Source organism: Acinetobacter sp. YH12239, from assembly GCF_013417635.1.
GTDB lineage: Bacteria > Pseudomonadota > Gammaproteobacteria > Pseudomonadales > Moraxellaceae > Acinetobacter.
In genome coordinates this window covers 16208-39696 of record NZ_VPDP01000021.1, presented here as the reverse complement: position 1 = coordinate 39696, position 23489 = coordinate 16208, and the positions used below count along the sequence as shown (strand labels likewise).

At 40.2% G+C, this 23489-nt stretch carries 22 protein-coding genes; 15 read left to right on the top strand and 7 right to left on the bottom strand.

Going from position 1 to position 23489, the window contains the following annotated elements; genetic code table 11:
• Positions 1-246: 246 nt before the first annotated feature.
• Together FTV17_RS13635 and dapB are read right to left on the bottom strand one after the other, a co-directional pair.
• Positions 247-897: an START domain-containing protein gene (locus tag FTV17_RS13635; protein WP_180000339.1), complete on the bottom strand. Its 651-nt coding sequence runs from the start codon at positions 895-897 to the stop codon at positions 247-249.
• Between the two features lie 55 nt (positions 898-952).
• Positions 953-1774, bottom strand: coding sequence for a 4-hydroxy-tetrahydrodipicolinate reductase (dapB, locus tag FTV17_RS13630; protein WP_035264896.1), 822 nt, complete (start codon positions 1772-1774; stop codon positions 953-955).
• A 220-nt stretch (positions 1775-1994) separates the two neighbouring features.
• Here dapB and FTV17_RS13625 point away from each other — a divergent pair, with 220 nt between their 5' ends.
• From FTV17_RS13625 to FTV17_RS13580, 10 genes are all read left to right on the top strand, one after another.
• Positions 1995-2150, top strand: a complete 156-nt coding sequence (locus FTV17_RS13625; protein WP_171076739.1) for a hypothetical protein — start codon at positions 1995-1997, stop codon at positions 2148-2150.
• A gap of 279 nt (positions 2151-2429) precedes the next feature.
• Positions 2430-2828, top strand: a complete 399-nt coding sequence (locus FTV17_RS13620) for an RcnB family protein (protein WP_180000337.1) — start codon at positions 2430-2432, stop codon at positions 2826-2828.
• 179 nt (positions 2829-3007) lie between these two features.
• Positions 3008-3385 carry an RcnB family protein gene (locus FTV17_RS13615; protein ID WP_180000335.1) on the top strand — a complete coding sequence of 126 codons (378 nt, stop codon included), beginning with the start codon at positions 3008-3010 and terminating at the stop codon, positions 3383-3385.
• A gap of 150 nt (positions 3386-3535) precedes the next feature.
• Positions 3536-4888 carry an amino-acid N-acetyltransferase gene (gene argA / locus FTV17_RS13610; RefSeq protein ID WP_035264904.1) on the top strand — a complete coding sequence of 451 codons (1353 nt, stop codon included), beginning with the start codon at positions 3536-3538 and terminating at the stop codon, positions 4886-4888.
• A gap of 363 nt (positions 4889-5251) precedes the next feature.
• Positions 5252-6226 carry a sulfonate ABC transporter substrate-binding protein gene (locus FTV17_RS13605; protein WP_180000333.1) on the top strand — a complete coding sequence of 325 codons (975 nt, stop codon included), beginning with the start codon at positions 5252-5254 and terminating at the stop codon, positions 6224-6226.
• A gap of 81 nt (positions 6227-6307) precedes the next feature.
• Positions 6308-7240, top strand: coding sequence for a sulfonate ABC transporter substrate-binding protein (locus FTV17_RS13600; RefSeq protein WP_257219958.1), 933 nt, complete (start codon positions 6308-6310; stop codon positions 7238-7240).
• Between the two features lie 21 nt (positions 7241-7261).
• Positions 7262-8437 carry an FMNH2-dependent alkanesulfonate monooxygenase gene (gene ssuD / locus FTV17_RS13595; protein WP_180000329.1) on the top strand — a complete coding sequence of 392 codons (1176 nt, stop codon included), beginning with the start codon at positions 7262-7264 and terminating at the stop codon, positions 8435-8437.
• A 53-nt stretch (positions 8438-8490) separates the two neighbouring features.
• A complete protein-coding gene (gene ssuC, locus FTV17_RS13590; RefSeq protein ID WP_180000343.1) occupies positions 8491-9288 on the top strand; it encodes an aliphatic sulfonate ABC transporter permease SsuC in 798 nt (265 codons plus the stop codon).
• 8 nt (positions 9289-9296) lie between these two features.
• Entirely contained in the window at positions 9297-10091 is a 795-nt protein-coding gene (locus tag FTV17_RS13585; protein ID WP_180000327.1) for an ABC transporter ATP-binding protein, read from the top strand.
• Positions 10092-10406: 315 nt separating this feature from the next.
• Complete coding sequence (locus FTV17_RS13580; RefSeq protein ID WP_035264923.1) at positions 10407-11021, top strand: TetR/AcrR family transcriptional regulator; 615 nt, start codon at positions 10407-10409, stop codon at positions 11019-11021.
• 77 nt (positions 11022-11098) lie between these two features.
• On the opposite strand, the gene FTV17_RS13575 is transcribed toward FTV17_RS13580, so the two are convergent.
• Entirely contained in the window at positions 11099-11668 is a 570-nt protein-coding gene (locus FTV17_RS13575; RefSeq protein WP_171076810.1) for a 5'-nucleosidase, read from the bottom strand.
• A gap of 189 nt (positions 11669-11857) precedes the next feature.
• Between FTV17_RS13575 and ribF the strand changes: the two genes are divergently transcribed.
• From ribF to FTV17_RS13550, 5 genes are all read left to right on the top strand, one after another.
• Positions 11858-12859: a riboflavin biosynthesis protein RibF gene (gene ribF, locus FTV17_RS13570; protein ID WP_180000325.1), complete on the top strand. Its 1002-nt coding sequence runs from the start codon at positions 11858-11860 to the stop codon at positions 12857-12859.
• Between the two features lie 61 nt (positions 12860-12920).
• Entirely contained in the window at positions 12921-15767 is a 2847-nt protein-coding gene (ileS, locus tag FTV17_RS13565) for an isoleucine--tRNA ligase (RefSeq protein WP_180000323.1), read from the top strand.
• On the top strand, positions 15760-16302 hold the full coding sequence (gene lspA / locus FTV17_RS13560; protein ID WP_035270556.1) for a signal peptidase II: 543 nt from the start codon (positions 15760-15762) through the stop codon (positions 16300-16302). Before ileS ends, lspA begins: the two co-directional genes overlap by 8 nt.
• Positions 16295-16777, top strand: coding sequence for a peptidylprolyl isomerase (locus tag FTV17_RS13555; RefSeq protein ID WP_035270560.1), 483 nt, complete (start codon positions 16295-16297; stop codon positions 16775-16777). Before lspA ends, FTV17_RS13555 begins: the two co-directional genes overlap by 8 nt.
• Positions 16778-16896: 119 nt before the next feature.
• A complete protein-coding gene (locus FTV17_RS13550) occupies positions 16897-17439 on the top strand; it encodes an NAD(P)H-dependent oxidoreductase (protein WP_180000321.1) in 543 nt (180 codons plus the stop codon).
• 135 nt (positions 17440-17574) lie between these two features.
• Here the strand turns inward: FTV17_RS13550 and FTV17_RS13545 are convergent, their stop codons facing one another.
• From FTV17_RS13545 to tssM, 4 genes are read right to left on the bottom strand one after another with little or no spacing between them, the layout of a single operon-like run.
• Complete coding sequence (locus FTV17_RS13545) at positions 17575-17841, bottom strand: PAAR domain-containing protein (RefSeq protein ID WP_092766603.1); 267 nt, start codon at positions 17839-17841, stop codon at positions 17575-17577.
• A gap of 23 nt (positions 17842-17864) precedes the next feature.
• Positions 17865-18623 (bottom strand): OmpA family protein, encoded by a 759-nt coding sequence (locus tag FTV17_RS13540; RefSeq protein WP_373687212.1) that lies wholly within the window; start codon positions 18621-18623, stop codon positions 17865-17867.
• Positions 18623-19582, bottom strand: a complete 960-nt coding sequence (tagF, locus tag FTV17_RS13535) for a type VI secretion system-associated protein TagF (RefSeq protein ID WP_092766605.1) — start codon at positions 19580-19582, stop codon at positions 18623-18625. The genes FTV17_RS13540 and tagF overlap by 1 nt, the downstream gene beginning before the upstream one ends.
• A gap of 43 nt (positions 19583-19625) precedes the next feature.
• The gene (gene tssM, locus FTV17_RS13530) at positions 19626-23465 is read right to left on the bottom strand and encodes a type VI secretion system membrane subunit TssM (RefSeq protein ID WP_180000317.1); all 3840 of its coding nucleotides are present in this window, start codon (positions 23463-23465) and stop codon (positions 19626-19628) included.
• Positions 23466-23489 lie beyond the last annotated feature (24 nt).

The following is a 23489-nucleotide window of genomic DNA, read 5'->3' as shown; positions in this document are numbered from 1 at the left end:
CTGGACAAAATGACTCCAGATGAGTTTTACTATGACCAGCTACCACAACAAAATAAGGTAGCTTAACTAGAGCAGAGTATCACTTATAAATAAGCTTTTAGTTGTTCAAACAAGTGGGACCACCTCTTGGATCAGGCATCTAAGACAAAGCAACCAATTTTGAGTTTTCATTTGCCTCAAGCAGCAGAGTTAAAGCAATTTACAGCTTACACTTTGAAAAATGATTAAATGCCTAATTTAAACTCATTATTTCAAAATATCTGGTAACGGTATCTGCGCAGATTGAGATTTTGCTAATTCAGTTTTCATTTTTTGCAACATTTGATAAGGCTGCTGTTGTACAAACATATTGGTCACACTTTGTGGAATTGCACCTTCTGGATCCGCATATCCTGAAGTACTGACCTTCACCTTATTCGGTCCAATCTGTTCAAAGCTCCAGTCTCCAACATAGTGTTGCAGCCGAATATACTGAGGATTCTTCGATTTTCCCGTTTGCGAAGCTTTATTCTTAATATGAATAATACCTTTTGAGTCCTTATACATTTTCCCTTGCACAATCAGGTCTCGATCTTTCAAAGGAAATGGAAAATCTAACACCATGTAGAGTTTAAATTCACCTTGCTTCAAATCTTGAGAAATCACCTGTGCTGAACCGACATTGGGTACCCATGATTTTGCATTTTCTACATCTAAAACAATTGCAACTGCTCTTTCGAGTGAAGCATCCACTACTGTTTCAGCACGATAGGACAACACAGGATGATCAGGATTTTGTATCGTCCACACCTTAATATTGTTTTTGTTAATGGTGAGTCGTGAGGCTTCATTGGCTTGAACTTGGCTTGTCAGGCCAATGGCACTGACAAGCAAGCAGATCATAGAAATTTTCTTCATTTTTATTCTTCATATTTAACATTATTATTTAGATGATCACGCAGTTTTTTTAAACTTAAACTTTGATATCGTTGAAGCCTAAAACGTCTTTCATGTCATATTTTTTCGGTGCTTTACCTACAACCCAAGCAGCTGCACGTACTGCACCTGCAGCAAAATTCATGCGATTCGTGGCTTTATGTGTGATTTCTACACGTTCACCTTCACCAATAAACATTACCGTATGTTCACCCACAATATCGCCACCACGAATGGTTTGGAAACCAATGCTTTGACGTTCACGAGGACCAGTATGTCCTTCACGGTGATACACAGCATCTTGCTTCAAATCACGACCTAATGCATCAGCAATCGCCTCACCCATCATTAAAGCAGTACCTGATGGCGCATCTACTTTATGACGGTGATGTGCTTCGATCACTTCAATATCGACACTGTCACCAAAGACTTTAGATGCTAATTCTAAAAGTTTAATGGATACGTTCACGCCTACGGAGTAGTTTGCTGCGTACACTACAGGAGCAATCGTTGCACTTTCATCTAAAAATGCTTTTTGCTCATCGTTCATTCCCGTCGTACCGATCACTAATGCAACACCAGCCTCACGGCACAGTTTCAAATGCTGTTCAGTTGCAACTGGTGCAGTAAAATCAATAAATACATCGCAATCATTTAAAACATCTTGGATATCACCCACGACTTTCACACCAAGTGTACCAATACCCGCTAATTCGCCTGCATCAGCGCCAATAAGGCTACTGCCTGGACGCTCTACCGCTGCTGCTAATTGATAACCGGCATCTTGAACTGCTTGAATCAATGTACGACCCATACGGCCACCAGCACCTAAAATCCCAATACGCGGAGCGACAGACATAACCTATTCCTAGTGTTGCTTTAAAATTGTTCTTACTATAACAAAAGTCTATACATACGCTAAGTTTATCGATATAAAAAATTATGCTGTCTTCTAAGCATTTGATTTGAACTTTAATCGAATAATCAGATTAAATTGAGAAAAATATTCGGTTTTTTATATTTATAAATTTTAACTATGATCAATGCCATGAAATTCAACACTTTTATAAGGAAATAATATGGCAGACCAAGCTCGAAAATTATCAACGATCCAAACGATCGAACAGTTACAGTTGGATGCTTCATTAGTTCAAGGTTTAGATCATGCCGAAACTGCGTGGATCATTATCGAAGCCATTCAACAATTGCAGGAATATCATAATCAGTGGCACTGAGATGAAACGGATCAGATGATTTTCACATTTAAAGGAAGATCATCTTCTGTGTTATTAAAATATTTACAATTTAAAAATCATATTAGGATTCAAAATTTAAAATTGCTCAAAGCAACGATTACTCAGCTAAAGCATCGGTTTCTATTTTCATTCCTATTAAAATATGTTCTTATTATCTCGTTATTTTTAATCTAAATTACATTCTATCTTCACAGTTTCTCTGCATTTTTTCAGTACATTAGTGTGAACCCCAATTTATAAGGTCAACGAGGGCGGAATATGAAAAAGATTATGACAGTTTTGACATTATCTTTAAGTGCAATATTTACAGCAAATATTGCCAATGCTGCTCCTTACTCTGATGACTACCAAGATAAAGGTTCACGTGAACGCGGTAAAGGATTTGAGCAACGTACTCAATATGATGCTTCATCAGATCAAGAGTTCCAAGATCGTCGTAAAAACAGAGAAGAGCGTGGCGTAAAACGTTTACGTCAACATAAATGGCAAACTGGCTACGTCATGCCTCAACACTATCGTGGCAATAGTTATAAAACCGAATATAAAGATCATAACCTACCAAAACCTGGTAAAAACCAACAATGGTACAAAGTGAATAATGACTTTATTCTGGTGGATTCAAACAGCAATAGTATTTTGAAAATCCAGCAAGATTAATTTTGACGTGTAAATCGACCCGACTTTATGTCGGGTTTTTTGTTGAGTGCAATCCTAATCATTCATCTTCATCACTTCTTCATACATTTCACAAATTGACTATATCTCTCCACGGTTTATCTCAAATCATTTTGTACTTTAGCGATATCGGATAAATAACAAAGTTAGAGGTATCCCACATGAAAAAGTTAGTATCAGTACTTACATTAGCAATGAGTGGTTTATTGGCAACATCTGCGATGGCTGGTCCACATGACGATGGCCGTCACTATTCAAAACCAACTCCACCACCAGCGCATTGGAATAAAGGTCAGCCTGCGAAATATCAACATGACCGCTATGAACAAAATCGTGGCTTCCAAAATGTAAATCCAAGCCGTCAATGGCGAGTAGGTCAACAGTTACCACGTCAATTCAACTCTTCAAAATTTGAGTTAAGTGATCGTCAAGCGAAGAATCTACCTAAAGCGGCGCGTAACCAGCAGTGGTACAAAATTAATGGTGACTATGTCTTAGTGAATGAGCGTACAGATCGCATCGTGCGTATCATCGGATAAGCTTATTCCTAGATCCTCTCAAATTGATCTTCCCTGCACTCAGCCCAAACTCAATTTGGGCTTTTTTATGTCTTTATTTTAATGCAGGTGTGGAAAATCATTTTTTTGTTTAGAATCTGATGACCACTTCTCGCTTCTATCGGTACATGCATGCAATCGGACTCAATAGATACAACTCAAAATATGACACAGCAATATGTGCATTGGTTCCGAAACTCAGCGCCGTATATCAACGCCCATCGTAATAAAACCTTTGTTTTGATGTTTGGTGGGGAAGCAGTTCAATCACCAAATTTTCAACATATTATTCATGATATTGCCCTTTTACATTCTCTCGGCATTCGACTCATTCTGGTTCATGGAGCAAGACCACAAATCAGTGCAAATCTTGCTGAGAAGAATTTAGATAGCCCTTTTCATAATCATCGTAGAGTAACAACACGTGATTCATTAGGTGCGGTCATGTCTGCCGTAGGCTCAATACGTTTACAAATCGAAGCCTTATTGTCTATGGGACTTGCAAACTCACCCATGTATGGTGCTCGCATTGATGTGGTATCTGGTAATTTTATAACAGCTAAACCTTATGGCATTCGTAACGGTATCGATTTTCAACTTACCGGTGAAGTGCGTTCAGTCGATGCAGATGCGATTCAAAAGCATTTGGACAATCACAATATTGTATTGCTTGGCCCCTCAGGTTATTCAACCACTGGTGAAGTCTATAACTTGCTTGCTGAAGAAGTGGCGACCAAAACAGCTATCCAACTCGGTGCCGATAAACTCATTTTTCTCGGTTCCGAACAAGGTTTAATGCAAAGCCCACAGCAGTTGTTGCGCGAAGTGACCCCGCATCAGCTAGATCAACATATTGACGTTGCTTTAGAGCAAAATTATGAATTGGCATTGCATTTACAAAATGCCAAGGAAGCCTCTTTAAATGGCGTTAACCGCGTTCATTTATTGTCATATGAACATGATGGTGCATTAATCGAAGAATTATTTACTCGTGATGGGCATGGCACGATGATCACCGATGCACATTATGAAGAAGTCCGCACAGCGACGATTCAGGATGTCGGTGGATTAATCAGTTTATTACGCCCATTAGAACAAGAAGGCATTTTGGTATACCGCTCTAGAGAACGCTTAGAAAATGAAATTGATCATTTCGCTGTGATTGAACGTGACGGTATGGTTCTGGCTTGTGCAGCATTATATCCAATACCAACTGAGTCAAATGAAATTCGTTCTGCAGAAATAGCCTGTGTGGCGGTACATCCAAGTTACCGCAAATCAAATCGTGGTAGCCAAATCTTGCACTATTTAGAAGAGAAAGCAAAAAAGTCTAATATCCAACAGTTATTTATTCTTACGACACGAACCGCACATTGGTTTTTGGAACAAGGGTTTGTCAAAGCATCGGTGGATGACTTACCACAGGCGCGTCAGGCACTTTATAATTTCCAAAGAAACTCAATTGTTTGTAAAAAGCCACTCTAAAGTGGCTTTTTTATTGCACCCTCATGAACTGCTTTATCTTTCTTTTATATATCGATATTCCTAGGTGAACTATCTTCTCAATCATTCGATATATTCATACAAATCATATCCTTATCACAATTTAATATTTTAATATATATTTATATATTTCATAAACTTAGAAACAAAAATATCGTTATTCTTAGATTGAGCCTTTTGCATTTTTTTAGATATTTTTTTCTCCTTTAATTTTATCTTTTTTATTCATTAGGAATTCCTGAATTCTTATTTTTTACGAAATAGAAAATTCATTAACTTAGGCGCGTTAGATGACGCATTTATTTTTTTGATTTTTTTTATTTTTAAGTTTTCAGGATTTTCAATATGAGCAGCTTTAACGCTAATCTTTGGAAAAAAACACTCATTTTGTCTTCTGCGTTAACAGGTGCTTTGCTACTCACTGGTTGCGACTCAAAAAAAGAAGATAAAACCCAAGTGTTAAATATCGGTTATCAAAAGTATGGCTTACTGCCCGTGATTAAAGAACGTGGTGAATTAGAAGCCGCTTTGAAGGATCAAAATATTCAAGTGAAATGGGTAGAGTTCCCAGGTGGACCACAACTGTTAGAAGGTTTGAATGTCGGCAGTGTTTCATTTGGTGAAGTCGGTGAAGCACCCCCTATTTTTGCCCAAGCAGCGAATTCAAATTTGGTTTATGTCGCAAATCAACCTGCGACTCCACGCGCTGAAGCGTTGATTGTTCAAAAAAATTCGAACATCACAGATATTCAACAACTTAAAGGTAAGCGTGTAGCGTTAAACAAAGGTTCTAACGTTCATTATCTTCTCTTGAAGATCTTAGAAAAGAATCATTTGACGCTTGATGATATTGAAGTGGTTTACCTACCACCATCGGATGCTCGCGCAGCATTTGAGCGCGGTGCAGTCGATGCATGGGTAATCTGGGATCCGTTCTTTGCAGCAGCAGAGCATCAAATCGGCGCACGTGTTCTCGCTTCTGGCGAAGGGAATGCCAATAACTACCAGTTCTATATGGCTGATCGTAAGTTCGTTGAACAGAATCCTGAAATTATACAAACCGTTGTTCAAGAGCTTAATGAAGCATCAGATTGGATTGCTTCCAATAAAGACGAAGCAGCTCAACTACTCGTGAAGCCTACAGGTCTAGATTTCAAAATTCTTCAAACCTCAATTGGACGTATGAGCTTCGGCGTTTATCCAATTAGTACTGAAGTTGCTCAACATCAGCAAAAAGTTGCCGATGTATTCCATCAACAGAAATTGATTCCAAACAAAATCAATATTCAGGCCGCAATTATTGCGCCTACACCCAAATAACAACATGAAAAGGTGATGAACATGACTCAATATCAATCAGCAAATACAGCACACACTTGGTTTAAAACCTCAAGTCATTCAATGACAACGATGCTATTTGCCTGTGCGATGTTGGGTTGCTCAGCTGCATGGGCTGTTGATCCCTCAGTGAAAGAATTACGCATTGGCTTCCAAAAATCTTCCGTAAATTTGGTGATTGCTCAACAGCAAAAACTGTTTGAGCAAGAATTTCCCAATGCCAAAATTACATGGAATGAGTTCCCTGGTGGTCCTCAAATTTTAGAAGCACTTGCAGTGGGTTCAGTGGATATTGGTGCAACAGGTGATACCCCCCCTGTTTATGCGCAAGCAGGAAATAAACCTTTGCATTACATTGCTTATGAGGCGGCGAAGCCACTTTCTTCAGCAATCTTAGTGCCGAAAAAATCCAACATTACTCAGCTTAAACAACTCAAAGGCAAGCGTGTCGCAGTACATCGTGGATCTAGTTCACATTATCTATTGGTCCAAGCCGTCCGAAAAGCAGGTTTGCAATGGAGCGATGTAAAACCAATTTGGTTAAGTCCTGCTGATGCACGTGCAGCATTCCAAAAAGGTGCCGTTGATGCATGGGCCATTTGGGACCCGTATTACGCTGCTGCTGAGCTTGAAGATAAAGCAAAAGTTTTGACCACTGGACAAGGGCTGAGCCCGAATTACACGTTCTATCTCGCTTCAGGCAAGTTTATCGACAAACATCCTCAAGCGATTTCAGGTGTCATTGAACAGATTAATCTTGCTGATCAATGGGTTCAAAAGAACTTAAAAACTACAGCAACGATTTTTGCCAAAACAACAGGTTTAAAGCCGAATGTGAGCCAAACCTTTGTTCAGCGCCGACCTCGTCCATCTTATGCAGCACCTTTAACCGCGAAAGTCATTGCAGATCAGCAACAACTGGCTGATCGCTTTGCTGAGCTCAAAATCATTCCTAAACCGATACAAATTAACCAAGTCGTATGGACTGGTAAGTAACTCATATTAAGGACTTAAGTAATGAAAATTTTCTGGTTTATTCCTACTCATGGTGATAGTCGCTACCTAGGTACAAGCAAAGGCGGACGTGTTGTCGACCATGCCTACATGAAACAAATCGCTGTGGCGGTGGATAATCTAGGTTATGAAGGTGTGCTTATCCCGACTGGTCGTTCTTGTGAAGATCCATGGTTGACTGCCGCAAGTTTAATTGATGCCACTAAAAATCTTAAATTTCTCGTTGCTTTGCGTCCAGGGGTAACCACTCCTGCACTGGCTGCACGTATGGCAGCAACCTTTGACCGTCTTTCAAATGGCCGTGTTCTATTGAACTTGGTCACTGGTGGTGATGAGCAAGAGTTAAAAGGTGACGGCGTCTATGAAGATCATAAAACGCGTTATAAAACTGCGACTGAATATACTACGATTTGGCGCGAAATTTTAAAACGCTCTCATACGGGTGAAAGCTTCACGTTCCATGGTGAACGTCTAAGCGTGGATGATGCAAAATTATTATATCCACCCGTGCAAAAACCTTATCCACCATTGTGGTTTGGTGGTTCTTCTGATGATGCTGTTGAACTGGCAACTGATCAAGTAGATACCTATTTAACTTGGGGAGAGCCTCCAGCAGCGGTTAAAGAAAAAATTGAAAATGTCCGCGCTAAGGCGGCAGCTAAAGGTCGCACCCTAGATTACGGTATTCGTTTACATGTCATCGTCCGCGAAACCAACGAGGAAGCATGGAGAGCTGCTGAAGAATTAATTCAGTATGTTGATGATGAAACCATCGCTGCGGCACAGAAAAAATTTAAACAAATGGACTCTGTTGGTCAACGTCGTATGGCTGAACTTCATAATGGAGATCGCTCGAAACTTGAAGTTTCACCAAACTTATGGGCTGGCGTAGGTCTCGTCCGTGGGGGGGCAGGCACGGCATTAGTAGGTGACCCTGAAACTGTGGCGGCACGTATCCAAGAATATGCAGATTTAGGCATTAATACCTTTATTTTCTCAGGTTATCCGCACCTTGAAGAATCAATTCGTTTTGCTGAATTGGTATTCCCTCTTCTACCATTAGAAACACGCAAAAAACTGACTCAACCGAATCTGACTGGACCTTTTGGTGAGATTGTCGCGAATAACTACACTCCTGAAGAAAATAAAAAAGGAGATCAGGTTCAGGAGCCGGCATGACAACAGCGGTAAATAAAACTCAAAAGCATTCTATCGTGTTGAGTAAAACCAAGGTGGTTAAAGCTGAAGGTTTTCTCTCTCGAGGAACCAAACAACTGGGGCAACGTTTGTTGCCTTGGTTAGTACCCATTTTCCTTATTGTGATTTGGCAACTGGCATCAGTCACTGGCATTTTAGAAAGCCGCGTCTTGCCTGCTCCAACCGCAGTGGTTTTGGCTTTTTGGCATCTATTGCTCAGTGGTGAACTGTGGACACATGTCCAAGTCAGTGCGGGACGTGCACTGATTGGCTTGCTGATTGGTGGGGGCTTAGGATTATTTTTAGGGTTGTTAAATGGCTCATCTAAAGTCGCCTCTACGTTACTCGACACGACCCTACAAATGATCCGTAATATTCCAGCTTTAGCTTTAATTCCATTGGTGATTCTATGGTTTGGAATTGACGAATCTGCCAAATTATTTTTGGTCGCGATTGGCGTGTTTTTCCCAATTTATATCAATACGTATCACGGTATCCGATCTGTAGATCCTCAGCTGATCGAGATGGGCAAGAGTTATGGTTTAACACGCTGGCAGTTATACAAAGAAATTATTTTACCAGGTGCTCTTCCTTCCATTTTAGTTGGTTTGCGCTTCGCACTAGGTTTAGTTTGGGTTCTTTTAATTGTGGCTGAAACCATCTCGGCACAAGCTGGGATTGGCTACATGACCATGAATGCGCGTGAATTTTTACAAACAGATGTAGTTTTAGTTGGGATTCTACTGTATGCCCTACTTGGTAAATTAGCGGATGTACTCGCGGTTGCCTTAGAAAAATATTTATTACGCTGGCATCCAGGCTATCAAAAATAGGAATGCGTATGACTGATTTAAGTATTTCAAATCTTGCTGATGAACATGTCATTCCAGATCATGCCAGATCAGCTCCACAAAAGATCGGTGCAGAAATCAATATTGAACAACTGCACAAGTTCTATGGCAAAATTAAAGTATTAGAGGATTTAGACCTACATATAGAACCTGGTGAATTTGTTGCCATTGTAGGTCGAAGTGGCTGTGGTAAGAGTACGTTGTTACGGTTAATCGCGGATTTAGAACAACCGAGTTATGGTGAGATTAAATTTAAATCTGCACTGAACTTTCGCGAAGGTATTACCGCTGATGACATCCGCGTCATGTTCCAAGATCCTCGCCTATTGCCATGGAAAAGCATTTTAAAAAATGTGCAATTGGGATTAGATAAATCCCAGCATGATAAGGCTGAAGCATTATTGGAAAAAGTTGGCTTAAATGAAAAATCTGAACTTTGGCCTGCACAACTGTCAGGTGGACAACGTCAACGAGCAGCGCTAGCACGTGCCTTGTCTCATACCCCTCGAATACTATTACTTGATGAACCTTTGGGGGCTTTAGATGCGCTTACGCGTTTAGACATGCAAAATCTGATTGAGAAACTATGGTTAGAACAAGGCTTCACCACCATCTTAGTGACACATGATGTCAGTGAAGCAGTTCAGTTAGCAGATCGTATTATTTTGCTCGATAAAGGTCATATCGCACATCAGTTCAAAGTAGATTTACCACGACCGCGACAAAAAAATGTCAAATTTGCAGAGCTTGAACAACAAGTTTTGGAAGCCGTACTTTCAACCTAATCGATGCAAAATATGACATTCTGAATTGTTGAATAAGGTAAATGGAAGTGTCTAATTTTCGTCGGAAAATTAGACACTTTTCGTACTGGTAAATGGCTTTTTTTAATTAAATTAAAAGATATTCTCGATCAGCATTTCCCACCTGAGTAATATGTATTTGTTTATCAAATAGATTGTACATGTGTCTTATTATTAGTTTTATCACTTAACTACACAATTATTCTTCATATTCTTTTGCAAATGCCCTAATCCTTGTGCACAAATCGCACGTTTTGCCGTACAATTTGAGGTTCCTTTTTATAATTTACTGACGAGATGGAACAAAAGAAGAGTACGCAAAAACGTCAACAGCTTTTAGCTGCTGCATTAGATGTGTTTTCTGTGTATGGTTTTAGTGGTGCAAGCTTAGATGAAATTGCACAACTCGCGGAAATGCACAAATCGAATATTTTCTATTACTATGAAAATAAAGAAGCGCTCTATGTCGAAGTGCTGACTACTGTCATGCAAAAATGGTTAGCTCCACTGCAAATGTTGGAAGCTGATTTAGAGCCTGCTGAAGCGATCACGCAATATCTCATGCAAAAGATTGAGGTTTCTCGTACTCAACATAAGGCATCAAAATTATTTGCTTTAGAAATTATCCAAGGCGCACCACATATCCTGCCAATTTTGAAAGGCCCATTAAAAAAACTCTTCAAACGCAAATCTAAAGTCATTTCCACGTGGCAAGAGCAAGGCAAAATATCAGACAAGATCGATGCTGAGGTTTTAATTATTAACCTTTGGGGTATCACACAAAACTATGCTGATTTTAGCACCCAAACTGAAATGGTAACGGGAAAAACCTTGCGCAATCGCACCATGTATCAACGTACCATTGAGCATACAGTCCATATGATGCTATACGGTATTTTACCTCGACCATAATTGGTTTCTCTAAATCTCTTCGAGATTGATCTCTGGCATACGACCATAGTTTCTATGGTCGCCAAAATCTTCAAAATCTAGTGTTCCATACTCTGATATAAAGCCAATAATTTTTGAGCGCCCAACAACAAGTTCTCCTCCCAATCTAAATGTGCGGTGTCGTTTGCCCCATCTGTAATGTATTTCACGGAAATCAAACGAACGCCAAGTTTCTTACATACTTTGGCGAGCGCATATCCTTCCATATCAACCAACTGACATGGCACCTTAGGTTCACCAGTTTCAAAGCTATCGCCAGTCCCACAAATGCCCTTGGGAAGATGTTGAAAATACGGCTCTAGGTTAATCGCTGCGGGAAATTCCTGATCCATCGGTGTAACACCAACTTCAAAGCCAAGCGGTGAAACATCCATATCTCGCTGTACAAATGTTGTTACTTCAACCAAGGAATGCGCATCAAAATGCGAACTTCCTGCTGTTCCTAAATTCAGCAAAGTTGTGCATCCCGTTTTTTGAATCACTTCAAAAGCTTTAAATGCTGCATTGACCTTACCAATACCACTGTAATGTACTGCAATATTTTCAGCTTCGAATAATCCTTTAGATTCGCTTGCTAAGGCCATAATTAGGGCTAGATCAGACATCACTTACTCATTAAATTTCGAATGGAATACATTAGACAAAAATATATCCCGAAATAAAAGTTTCTTTGATCTAATGACTCAAGCGTCTTGATCTAGAATAAGAAAAGTATTGAATAAAAACACAACAACAAGACGAAACTGTGAGAATATGGCAATATATAGCCCAAATTAATTTTAGTCACCATTTCGCCCATGAAGCTACTCCGTCTGAATGCTTTAGCGCCCAACTTTCAATTGCCCAAAACTGCCGTCACCATTGGCAATTTTGATGGTGTTCATTTGGGTCATCAGGCGATGGTTCAGCAATTAAAAGACATAGCACAACAACAAGATTTAAAAACTGTGGTGATGATTTTTGAGCCACAGCCTTTAGAATATTTTAAAAGTTACGATGCACCACCACGAATTAGTTCATTACGTGAAAAAGTGGAACATTTGGCTGCACTTGGTATCGACTATATTGTTGTTGCCAAATTTGATGACACTTTCCGTAATTTAAGTGCGGAAGAGTTTGCTGATATTCTAAAATACAAACTGAATACCCAAAGTCTGGTACTCGGTGAAGACCATCATTTTGGGAAAAACCGTCAAGGTAATAGCCAATTCTTGCGCGATTATGGTTTTCAAGTCACCGATTTAGATAACGTTGAACTGAATGGCGAGCGTATTAGCTCCACCTTAATTCGCCAAACTTTGGCTACAGGGGACCTTAAAAAAGCTGCGGAGCTACTTGGTCGCCCGTATAGCATTACGGGTCGTGTTCAATATGGTGATCAAATCGGTCGCACCATTAACTTTCCAACTATCAATGTTCGTCTAAACCGCCATAAGCCCTGTTTGCATGGCATCTATGGTGTTGAAGTGATTTGTGAAACAGAATCGTTAAAAGACAAAGTTCGCAATGAAAATGCCGAATATCCAGGTATTGCTGGTTATAAGGCTACAGCCCTTTTCGGTGCAGGACATGTCGGCACCCGACCAGCCATCGAACAGGAACATCCAGAGTGGCGATTAGAAGTACATTTCCCTGATGTTTCTGCTAATCTGTATGGCCTGTTAATGCGGGTAACATTTTTGAACTTTGTTCATGGCGAAAAGAATTATCCTTCGCTAGAAGCACTCAAAGCTGGGATCGATGATGATGTTGAGCAACTGCTTGAGTTTCGCCGAAATAACCCCAACTTTCCTTATTAATACTCCTTAATTTTTGTAAAACGCGTCAGCTTTAGACTGATTAAATTGGAAGACAACTTGCATGAGCGATAAGCAAACTCCTGAAAATGCAGTGGACTATAAAGCCACGCTAAACCTCCCAGGTACTGACTTTGCGATGAAAGCAAATCTCGCAGTACGTGAAGCGAAATGGTTAGAAGAGTGGTATGCCGACAACATTTATCAGCAGATTCGTGCGTCGCGTATTGGCAAGAAAAAATATGTGCTTCATGACGGCCCTCCATATGCGAATGGTCAAATTCACTTAGGTCATGCGGTTAACAAAGTCTTAAAAGACATCATCATTAAAAGCCGAGTGATGGATGGTTTTGATGCACCATACGTACCGGGTTGGGACTGTCATGGTCTTCCAATTGAACTTAAAGTTGAAGAAAAAGTCGGTAAAGTCGGCGTAAAAGTAGATGCTTCTACATTCCGTAAAGCCTGCCGTGAATATGCTTACACACAAGTTGAACTGCAAAAGAAAGACTTCGTGCGTATGGGCGTGTTTGGTGATTGGGACAATCCGTACTTAACGATGAACTTCAAACAAGAAGCCGACATCGTGCGTTCATTGGGTGCTATTGCCAAAGCAGGTCATATCGAACCAGGTCTTAAACCCGTCAACTGGTGTTTAGACTGTGGTTCCTCATTGGCTGAAGCTGAAGTTGAATACGAAGATAAAAAATCAGACGCAATTGATGTGGGTTTCAGCGTTGTTGATTTAGCTGACCTTTCTGCACGTTTGGGTGTAGACATTGCTGATCGTACCGACATCGTGATCTGGACCACAACGCCTTGGACCATGCCTGCTAACCAAGCAGTCGCTTTACATGCTGAGCTTGAGTATCAACTTGTGAAAGCAACAAGTGAAGACAAAGTACCTCAAAACTTCATTCTTGCGAAATCATTGGTTGAATCAGCTACTCAGCGTTATGGTTTTACTGCATTTGAAGTCATTGCTGAATTCACAGGTTCTAAACTTGAGAACCTTGTGCTGCAACACCCATTGATCGCTGAACGCCAAGTTCCTGTGATTCTAGGCGAACACGTGACTGACGGTAGCGGTACAGGTGCTGTACATACTGCACCGGGTCATGGTGTGGACGACTATAAAGTTGGCTTACAGTACAACTTGAAAGTTGAAAACCCTGTTGGCGGTAATGGTGTGTATCTTCCAACATCGCCACTGTTTGCAGGCGAGCACATCTACAAAGCCAATCCAAAAATTATTGTAGCATTGACTGAAGCAGGCAAACTTTGGGCACATGTTGTGATTAAACATAGCTACCCACATTGCTGGCGCCATAAAACACCGATTATCTTCCGTGCAACACCACAATGGTTCATCAGCATGGATGCCAAAGGTCTACGCCAAGGTGCATTGAACGCGATTGAAAATGATATTGAGTTCGTACCAGATTGGGGTAAAAACCGTATTCAAGCGATGATCGAAGGTCGCCCAGATTGGTGTATCTCTCGCCAACGTACTTGGGGTGTGCCAATTCCATTCTTCGTTCATAAAGATACTAACGAGTTACACCCTCGTACACCTGAATTGATTGAAGAAGTTGCGAAGTTAATCGAGCAAGAAGGTATTGATGGTTGGTATAACCGTGATGCACGCGAATTCATCGGTGATGATGCAGATTGCTATAACGCTGTTCGAGATACTTTAGACGTATGGTTCGATTCAGGTACAACACACTTTGCAGTTCTTCGTGAACGTGAAGAGCTACAAGACCCTGCTGATTTGTACCTTGAAGGTTCAGACCAACACCGTGGTTGGTTCCAATCTTCATTGTTGACTTCAATGGCAATCAACGAACGCGCACCGTATAAAGGCTTGTTGACACACGGCTTCGTGGTCGATGAGAAAGGCCGTAAGATGTCGAAATCGATCGGTAACGTCATCACACCGCAAGACATCATTAAAGATATGGGTGCTGATGGCCTTCGTTTCTGGATTGCATCTGCAGATTACCGTTATGAAATGACCGCAGGTAAAGAAATCTTTAACCGTGCCTCAGACGGTTACCGTCGTATTCGTAACACATTGCGTTTCTTGCTAGCAAACTTAAATGGTTTCCAACCTGCGACTGATTGCTTAGCGATTGATGATCTGATTGCACTTGATCAATACATCTTGCAACGTGCTTCAGAAGTGCAAGAAACGATTCAGAAAGCGTACGAAGATATGAACTTCCATATCGTGACAAGTGCGCTAACGAATTTCTGTATCAACGATTTAGGTGGTTTCTACCTAGACATTATCAAAGACCGTCAGTACACCACCAAAGCAGATTCTCAAGCACGCCGTTCTGCACAAACTGCGTTGTACCATTTGGTTCAAGCATTTGTACGTTGGATGGCACCTATTTTAACGTTCACCGCACAAGAAGCTTGGCCATTGATTCCCGGTCAAACTGAGAAATATGTCTTCACTGCTGAATGGTATGATATTCCGACTGCATCAAGTGCCAATGTCGTATCAGAAACTGAATGGCAAACATTGATCAATGTGAAATCAGCAGTGAATAAGTTTATCGAAGCAGCACGTGGTGCGAAAACTGTAGGTTCAAACTTGTCTGCGAAGGTTGAGCTTTGGGCAAATGATGAGCTTAAATCTATGCTCGACAAATTAGGTGACGAACTTCGTTTCGTACTGATTACGTCTCAAGTGATTGTGAATACCTTTGATATAGCACAAGGTGAAGCTTCTGATCTTGAAGGCTTGAACGTGAAAGTTTCAGCGGCTGACGGCGAAAAATGCGTTCGTTGCTGGCATGTTCTGCCTGATGTGAATACACATCCATCACATCCAGGACTATGTGGTCGTTGTATTATTAACCTCCCTACAGGTCAAGGCGAAGAGAGAAAATATGCCTAATCCACAAAATAATAAAAAAGGTTTATTCCAATTCTATCCCCACAATTTGTGGTGGATAGGATTGTCTATTGTTGCCATTATTTTGGATCAATGGACTAAATGGATAGCAAGTACACATCTGACTTATGCAGACCCTGTACCTGTTTTACCTTTTTTAAATTGGACATTACTACATAACTACGGCGCTGCCTTTAGTTTCTTGTCCGATGCCGGTGGATGGCAACGTTATTTCTTTACATCGCTTGCAGGAATTGTCTCGGTTATTTTTGTGTTTTGGATTATGCGTATGCCAAAAAACATGAAAGTATTGCCTTTAGCCATCGCACTCATCTTAGGTGGGGCGATTGGTAATCTTATTGATCGAGTAAGTTTAGGCTATGTTGTTGATTTTATTCATGTCTACTACAACAATAGTCACTTCCCTGCTTTTAACCTTGCAGATAGTGCCATTACTTTAGGTACCATCTTAATGCTTATCGATACTTTTTTCTTAGAGAAACATCGTATTCAACGTGCGGAAGCGCAAAATGACTGATTTTATTAATCCAAATGAAGATACTCGCATTGAAGCGGGTTCAAAAGTACATTTACACTTTTCAGTAGCCATTGAAAATGGTGTTGAAATTGATAATACACGTAGTCGCGAAGAACCTGTAAGCCTTGTGATAGGTGATGGCAGCTTATTGCCTGGTTTTGAAAAAGCTTTATTTGGCTTACGTGCGGGGGACCGTCGTACAGTAAGTTTACCTGCTGAAGATGCTTTTGGCCCTTGGAACCAAGAGAACGTGCAAAAATTTGATACTGTTAAATTTGAGCAACGTCCTGCTGAAGGTCAAATGATTGAGTTTGAAGATAAAGCAAAGCAGTCATTATATGGTGTGGTTAAATCAGTTGGTGATGATATCACTGAGGTCGACTTTAACCATCCGCTTGCTGGTAAAGATATTACTTTTGAAGTTGAAATTTTCAAAGTAACACCAGCAGGTCAGCAAGGCATCAAAATTATGTAATGCCTGATTCGTACATAAAAAAGCGCCTTATGGCGCTTTTTTTAGATACATTTTCGATCTACCTTTTTTAAAAAAAACATTTTAAAGTCAGTGTGATAACAGTTAGAAGGATTAATTTGGTGAATATTCAAATTATTGTTGGAAGCGTTCGAGAAGGCCGCACAGCCATTAAAGTTGCAAATTGGGTTCAAAACACGATTTCATCATATAACTACAGCACGATTCAGACAGAAATTGTGGACTTAAAAGAATGGGATTTACCGTTTTTCGCTGGAGCAAATCCACCACTAACGGGTATATATGATCAACCTAAGCAACAAGAATGGGCTGCTCAAATCGCGAAAGGTGATGCATTTATATTTATTAGTCCTGAGTATAATCATGGTTACAGTCCTGCACTTAAAAATGCACTCGACTATTTAGGTAAAGAGTGGAATGGAAAACCTGCTGCTTATGTCAGTTATGGGGGTAGTAATGGCTCTCGCTCTATCGATCAAATCCGTCAAGTTGCTACGCAATTAGGTTTAGTCGACTCAAATGCCGTGGTTGAGATTCGCGATATTTTTTCACGCAATCGCAATGAAACATTCGAAGGCAATGAATTCGATGACAAAGCGCTTAAATCTGCGTTTGATAAAATTGTGCAATATGTAAGTGCGTAAAAATCATCTTCAGATCATCAATAGGTGCGCGATTATAAATACCGAAGACACTTTGATCGAGATAAAATTATAGTTGAAAAAGTGAACCCTCTAAAATTAGAGGGTTCTTTTTAGATACAGATCGCAATGAATTAACTAATTTTGTCCAACCGTTAAACTTTGATTCCCTATACATTTGCATCCACATGCCAAAGGTGAATTATGCTGTGCGGCGGGTTTTCCCATAATAACCATTTTGCTGTCACCCGCAACAATTGTCGTCACCGTTTTATGTTTAGGACAGGTGGCCTTATCCCCTACACAAGCAACTGGCTTACCTTCGATTAAGAAAGAACTATTTGCTGAAATAACCTGCCCACCACCAGTGGTTGGAGAGCCAATCGTAATATAAGGGAAAGCCATACACTTGTTCCTTTTATAATATTTTATTGAACTTCAAACTCGATGCGACGATTTTTCTTACGACCCTCTTCCGTTGCATTGTCTGCAACAGGTTCATCAGCACCCATACCCGCTGTACTTAATCGTGAAGGTGAAATATTCTTCGCAATCAAATATTGTTTTACTGCATCCGCACGTTGCAAGCTCAATTCTTTGTTTTTCTGTGGATTACCTTGACTGTCAGTATGTCCGATAATTTTGACATTTTTGCCTTGAACTTTGTTTAGCGCAACCACCATTTCGTCTAAAATTTGTGTGCCTGCTGGTAAAAGTGTGGCACTTCCAGAAGCAAATTCAATAATTCGATTTTTTAAAGCATTATCAATGATAGCTTGTTCTGCATGATTCACAGATAACTGTGCATTAAAGCGATAAGGTGCCACAACTAAATTTTGAAATGTATTTTGAGTCGGTACGATATCATTTTGATTGAGGACTTTACCTGTGAGCTCAACTTGTGTTCCTTTTACACTCAATTTTCCTTGAGAAACTTTTTTAAGATCAGGTGTAATGACTTGGGTTACGGAATCACTCCATCCATTGGGTGCAGTGACAGGACGAACCTGAATTTTATCGATAATTTGGTCTTGGCTATAGACCACTTTCATTTTACTCAATATGGCCTGTTTGCTCATCTCGTTAGGAACAACTCCCTCAACGATAATTTCTTTCGCAAACGATATAACACTTAAACTCAATATCGAACTAAGCAGTGAAATCTTTAATAAGGTTTTCTTCATCATTATTCTTCTATAAAAGTCTGTCGGAATAATTTCATTCCTTGATTTAAACTTAACTGTCGTTCGCACAAAGATTGCTCGAGTGCAGCAAGACCTGCATTTTGCTCCAAATAGCGATCAATCCACTGTGCTTGTACCAATGAAACCCAATGTTCAGAGCTTAAGTTTTGATTGAAAATATCACTTAATGCTTCAATATCTGCGCCCTGAAAGCCAAATAATAAAACTGGACGTTCTGAATGAAGAATACCAATTAACACTTCGGTATTATGTTTTGGCAAAAATCTTGCGATTAAACTAACCCAGAATGCTGCGATTTCATAACAAAAACTAGGGTTGTGAATCGGTAAAATTAACACCTTATTCAGTTTACTCGTTCCATTTTTTAATACAGGTTGGAGTAAAAGACCTAGTCCAATCATGCTTTGTGCAAGCTCATAGACTGATATTTTCATCATTTGTGCAAACGAATGCATGGTGTGATTTTCAAAAAAAGCGGTTGATTCAGTTACATCAAGAACTTGAATTTCTTTTTTGAGCTGAGCCAGTTTTTCGATTAAATCATCAGCATCTCGAATTTGACGAATCACTCGGTTTCTTTGAAATAAGTCAATCAAAACTGGCTTATAGCTATAAGGTGCATAGAGCAAATTTTGGTAGGGTGCATCCACTTCCAATAAGTGACTCAACACCATAGGAAACTGACGACCTGAGCTGTCTTGGCTGGTCACTAAGTTTGCAACCAAGAACATATTTTCACGCGGATTGGCAATAAAGAAATCTAATGATGCCAAACTTTGATAATTTTGATCGAAGTTTGGATTTCTCATTGCCATTTCAAGCGCTTCAGTAATCCACTGATCAATCACTTGAATCAGAGAATACTGTCCTTTGGTTTTCAGAAAATCGCCACGAGCAGGACTCTTACCATAGTACAAAGGCGTTGTTTTCACACTGTACATATCGCCTCCTACTGATGATCCATCTTAAGTTGTACTCCATACATCATGGCTGTGCTCCTTGTGTTGCATTTTGCAATGCCGTATTCGTTGAATTCTCAGCTTGAGGTGCTGGTGTTGGTGCCTTTTGAGCAGATACCACACGTGCTGTCGCCTTGTTGGTGGTCACCTTATCAACCAATTGCAAACCGTTTAAATCACGATTAGAGCCAACGCCTGTTCCACCTTGACCTGAATTCCCACTGATCAAACGAAAGTTTACTTTTACCGCTAATGAAGGTTGTTGAGCACTTGCCCAAGTCATTTCGATGACACCATTTTGATCACGACGTTGCGAAGAGTCGATCAAACGATTGATCCCGTATTCACCTGGTGCATCAAAAATCGTATGCGTTTTTCCTTCGAGATCGACTGCAGTAATACGTGCTCCAGGAATAGCACCAGTATTCGGCCAAACAAAGTTCACCCACTGTTGGATACCATTTTCAAAGACCATACGTTGACCATCAATATCAATCGTATAAGACAGCAACTGTGGATTAGACAATGGATAGAATTGGAAGTTGGACTGATTGGTCGCAGCAGGTGCAGAACCTTGTGACAAAGTACCTGTAGCTACACCGTTAAGTGGTGAAACATAGCGTTGGAAACTCATCACAAATTGTGGATTCAAGATAATGCCTTGGTCTTTCCACGTTTTAGAAGTCAGTGTGTAGCCACGACGAATCACAAATGGATCGAGCGTTTCTTTAACAAAATTGGCAATACTACCGCCCTCACCGAAGATTTGACCGATTTCACTACTCGTCGCTTGGATTGAAGCCGAGGTATTGAATGGAACCTTTTGGCTCAGAGTCTGATTAAACGGTTGATAAGCTTGCATTACCCATAATTTATTAATCTCATCTTGTGCTGGCGTGATTAAGCTTGCAAAGGATTGTGTCAGTGGACTCACCAAAAGCTTTTGAATGAGCTTATTGTCAATATCATTCAGACCGACCGTCAGTTTTTCATCGACAAGTTTTTGCGTAGTATTAAATACTGAGGTTTGTTCATTGATGGTTTGTTTTACCAAAGCCATCGCATTTGGGCCAATATCCCCTGCATTTCGGAGATCATTGAACTTACTGCGTACCTGTGCGATATTTTCTAAATACTCATCTAGTAATGATTTATTTTGCTGATCATCACGTTTACGAACCAACTGATAAAAAACATTAAATTCTTTTGAGATAGCACCTTGGGCGCGCTCAGCTGCACGTTGAATTTCATTAGTATTATCTTGACGAAGAACCTTACGTTTAAACCAAGCGATAAATCCTGTTTGTGGAGCAGCCAATTCCGCTTGAACCACAGGGTTATCCCAATTGGTTTCTTTCGCTGTATGCTCAATGAGCAAACGTATCGGGGAGTTTTGAGGCTCACCCAATAAATCTATTGTTTTATGTTGCTGGGCAAAATCAGGTTGTTTTGCATAATAAATTCCATTCAAGAATTTACGCCACTCTGCGATATATTCTTTCTTATAGAGTTCAGTCAGCTGCTTACGAATTTGATCTGGACTACCACTAAAGGTGAGGTCATCTGATTGATTGCTGTTCAACACCCAGTCACGACTGTCTGTCGGACTATTCGCAGCTTCATCAATGGCTTGATCGATATATTCGTTCCATGCCTTATATGTAAATACCCCAGGAAGAGCATAAGAACCTAATACAGCACTACGATTGTTCTCACCTACAATTTGAGCTGCTGTCACTGCTGGATATCGTACGGCAGCACGCATTTTGATCTCATTATAAACTCGATCACGTGCTGGCATCCCCTTCATCACCGCCAACAATACTTGTCGGCTTTGATCAACCAATTGCGCATCCGCTGACAACTGTGGGAATTTTGGATCATTCGCCAATGTCATGGTATAGGTCAGCACCTGCTCCGCTTTTTGGATCATTTCACCACGTGGCATTTGTCCACGATTGGCATCTAACCATGAACGCCAAAAGCGCGTAACCTGATCACTCAGATGACTTGCTTCCATATATTTTGAATTGCTCATCATCAAATAAGCTTTCAATGCGTTGTAAGCATCTTGGGGATTCGAATCAGAAGGTTCCAAAGCATTTTGTGCAGGTTTAGCCGATACTTGCTGAATTTCAACATTAACGTGATTTTCTTTTAGTGTCGCTTCATTATTTTTTACACGTTGCAAGAACTGACCAATATTTTGTTGAGATGGTTCTAAAACAATTTGTCGCACACCATTTAAATATTCGGTTTTAAGTTTTTCTCGCAGATCATTACCTTGATACAAACCAAAGCCAAACTTTAATGGACGATCTTCTTCAAATTGATCTAACTGTTCTAAACGCTGTTGTAAAATTAGTAACGAGTCAAGCTGTGTCGCCAAATGCTGACCTGATGCCTGCTCCATTTGCATCACTTTATTCAGATCTGCTTGAACATCTGCGATCAACTGTTGATTGTTACGGTAAGACCACACCCACAGGCCTAAAATTACAGATACCCCAAGTAAAGCTGCAATAAAACTCAAATAACGTTGGCGCTTTTTCGCAGGGTTAATATGTTGCTTCACCAAGTTTTTATCTTTCAGAATGACATCTGAAAATAATCCCTTTAAGAAATACCCATGATTCTGTGATACAGAATTTTGTGGAATACCATGTTCGCTGTTCGGAATTTTCTGAAGTCTAAATTCTTGAGCAATTTGCTCCGTCATTGGACTCTCGATCGTTCCTTCTTGTAAGGCACTAGTGAAGTAAAAACCACGGAATACAGGTTTGAACTGATACGGATTTTCCTCAAATAGTGTTCCTATAAAAGTTTTGAGTGCTGGTTTTAAAGTCTTAAACTCAAGCGGAAAAGTCATCACACTTGGTGAGATATTCTGTGCATGACGGCGACTTAAATGAGTCGTACTTACGCTTTTCAATCCATCATACAAAATATTGTAATGATGCTCGAATAGATCAACAGCATTTTCAGATGAATCTGGATTATATGGCAGCGTTGCTCCCCAAACTTGGTCAAATTCATCCTGATCATAACAATCAAAAAACTCAGTGAATCCTGCAATCAAATCCATTTTAGAAAACACCAAATATACAGGTGCAAAGATTTCTAAACGTTCCGTCAAATCTTGTATACGTGCTCTCAAGTTTTTAGCGAGTTTCAACGATTTTTCAGGACTTTGACTAACTAACTCGGCAATACTGACGGTGACAATCAGTCCATTAATCGGCGCTTTAGATCTATTTTTTTTGAGCAAGTTCAAAAAACCAATCCACTCAGAGTGATCTTCTGCATAGACTGAGTAACGACCAGCAGTATCTAACAACACTCCTTCTGTTGAGAAAAACCAGTCGCAATTACGTGTTCCACTCAAACCTGAAGACACTGCATTTTTATGCGTTTCTTCGAATGGGAACTTTAAGCCCGAGTTATAAATGGCAGAACTCTTACCAGCAGCAGGGTTACCAATGACCATATACCAAGGCAACTCATATAGCGCTGCATTCCCTTTTTTATCACCCAGCTTTGACTTACGAATGAGCTGAATTGAATCCTTCATCTGTTGATGAACCAATTGTAGTTCATCTTTATCCTTCTGTTTACCATACTCAGCTTGGGTATCTTTTTCGATTGCTTCCGCCAGTTCTTCCCCTTGTTTCTCATGGCGTTTGCGTTGAATGAACCAATAGATTCCATAACCGATTAGACCCAGTACATAGGCCACCGCAAGCGGCCAGAAATACTGTCTAGGTATCGTGTGATAGGCAGACACTAAGGCAACAAACAATGACAATGCAATGATTGCCTTTGGGTTTGAAACGTACTGCCATACATAGCCTAATATCGTGTGCATTGTATTCTCATTTTTTTCGTAAAT

Coding starts and splice junctions, on each gene's coding strand:
- ribF (WP_180000325.1), top strand. CDS start 11,858: ATGAAGCTACTCCGTCTGAATGCTTTAGCGCCCAACTTTCAATTGCCC.
- FTV17_RS13555 (WP_035270560.1), top strand. CDS start 16,295: ATGACTGATTTTATTAATCCAAATGAAGATACTCGCATTGAAGCGGGT.
- FTV17_RS13605 (WP_180000333.1), top strand. CDS start 5,252: ATGAGCAGCTTTAACGCTAATCTTTGGAAAAAAACACTCATTTTGTCT.
- lspA (WP_035270556.1), top strand. CDS start 15,760: ATGCCTAATCCACAAAATAATAAAAAAGGTTTATTCCAATTCTATCCC.
- FTV17_RS13635 (WP_180000339.1), bottom strand. CDS start 897: ATGAAGAAAATTTCTATGATCTGCTTGCTTGTCAGTGCCATTGGCCTG.
- ileS (WP_180000323.1), top strand. CDS start 12,921: ATGAGCGATAAGCAAACTCCTGAAAATGCAGTGGACTATAAAGCCACG.
- FTV17_RS13615 (WP_180000335.1), top strand. CDS start 3,008: ATGAAAAAGTTAGTATCAGTACTTACATTAGCAATGAGTGGTTTATTG.
- FTV17_RS13540 (WP_373687212.1), bottom strand. CDS start 18,623: ATGATGAAGAAAACCTTATTAAAGATTTCACTGCTTAGTTCGATATTG.
- FTV17_RS13580 (WP_035264923.1), top strand. CDS start 10,407: ATGGAACAAAAGAAGAGTACGCAAAAACGTCAACAGCTTTTAGCTGCT.
- FTV17_RS13545 (WP_092766603.1), bottom strand. CDS start 17,841: ATGGCTTTCCCTTATATTACGATTGGCTCTCCAACCACTGGTGGTGGG.
- FTV17_RS13625 (WP_171076739.1), top strand. CDS start 1,995: ATGGCAGACCAAGCTCGAAAATTATCAACGATCCAAACGATCGAACAG.
- argA (WP_035264904.1), top strand. CDS start 3,536: ATGCAATCGGACTCAATAGATACAACTCAAAATATGACACAGCAATAT.
- ssuD (WP_180000329.1), top strand. CDS start 7,262: ATGAAAATTTTCTGGTTTATTCCTACTCATGGTGATAGTCGCTACCTA.
- FTV17_RS13620 (WP_180000337.1), top strand. CDS start 2,430: ATGAAAAAGATTATGACAGTTTTGACATTATCTTTAAGTGCAATATTT.
- dapB (WP_035264896.1), bottom strand. CDS start 1,774: ATGTCTGTCGCTCCGCGTATTGGGATTTTAGGTGCTGGTGGCCGTATG.
- tssM (WP_180000317.1), bottom strand. CDS start 23,465: ATGCACACGATATTAGGCTATGTATGGCAGTACGTTTCAAACCCAAAG.
- FTV17_RS13585 (WP_180000327.1), top strand. CDS start 9,297: ATGACTGATTTAAGTATTTCAAATCTTGCTGATGAACATGTCATTCCA.
- FTV17_RS13600 (WP_257219958.1), top strand. CDS start 6,308: ATGACAACGATGCTATTTGCCTGTGCGATGTTGGGTTGCTCAGCTGCA.
- tagF (WP_092766605.1), bottom strand. CDS start 19,582: ATGTACAGTGTGAAAACAACGCCTTTGTACTATGGTAAGAGTCCTGCT.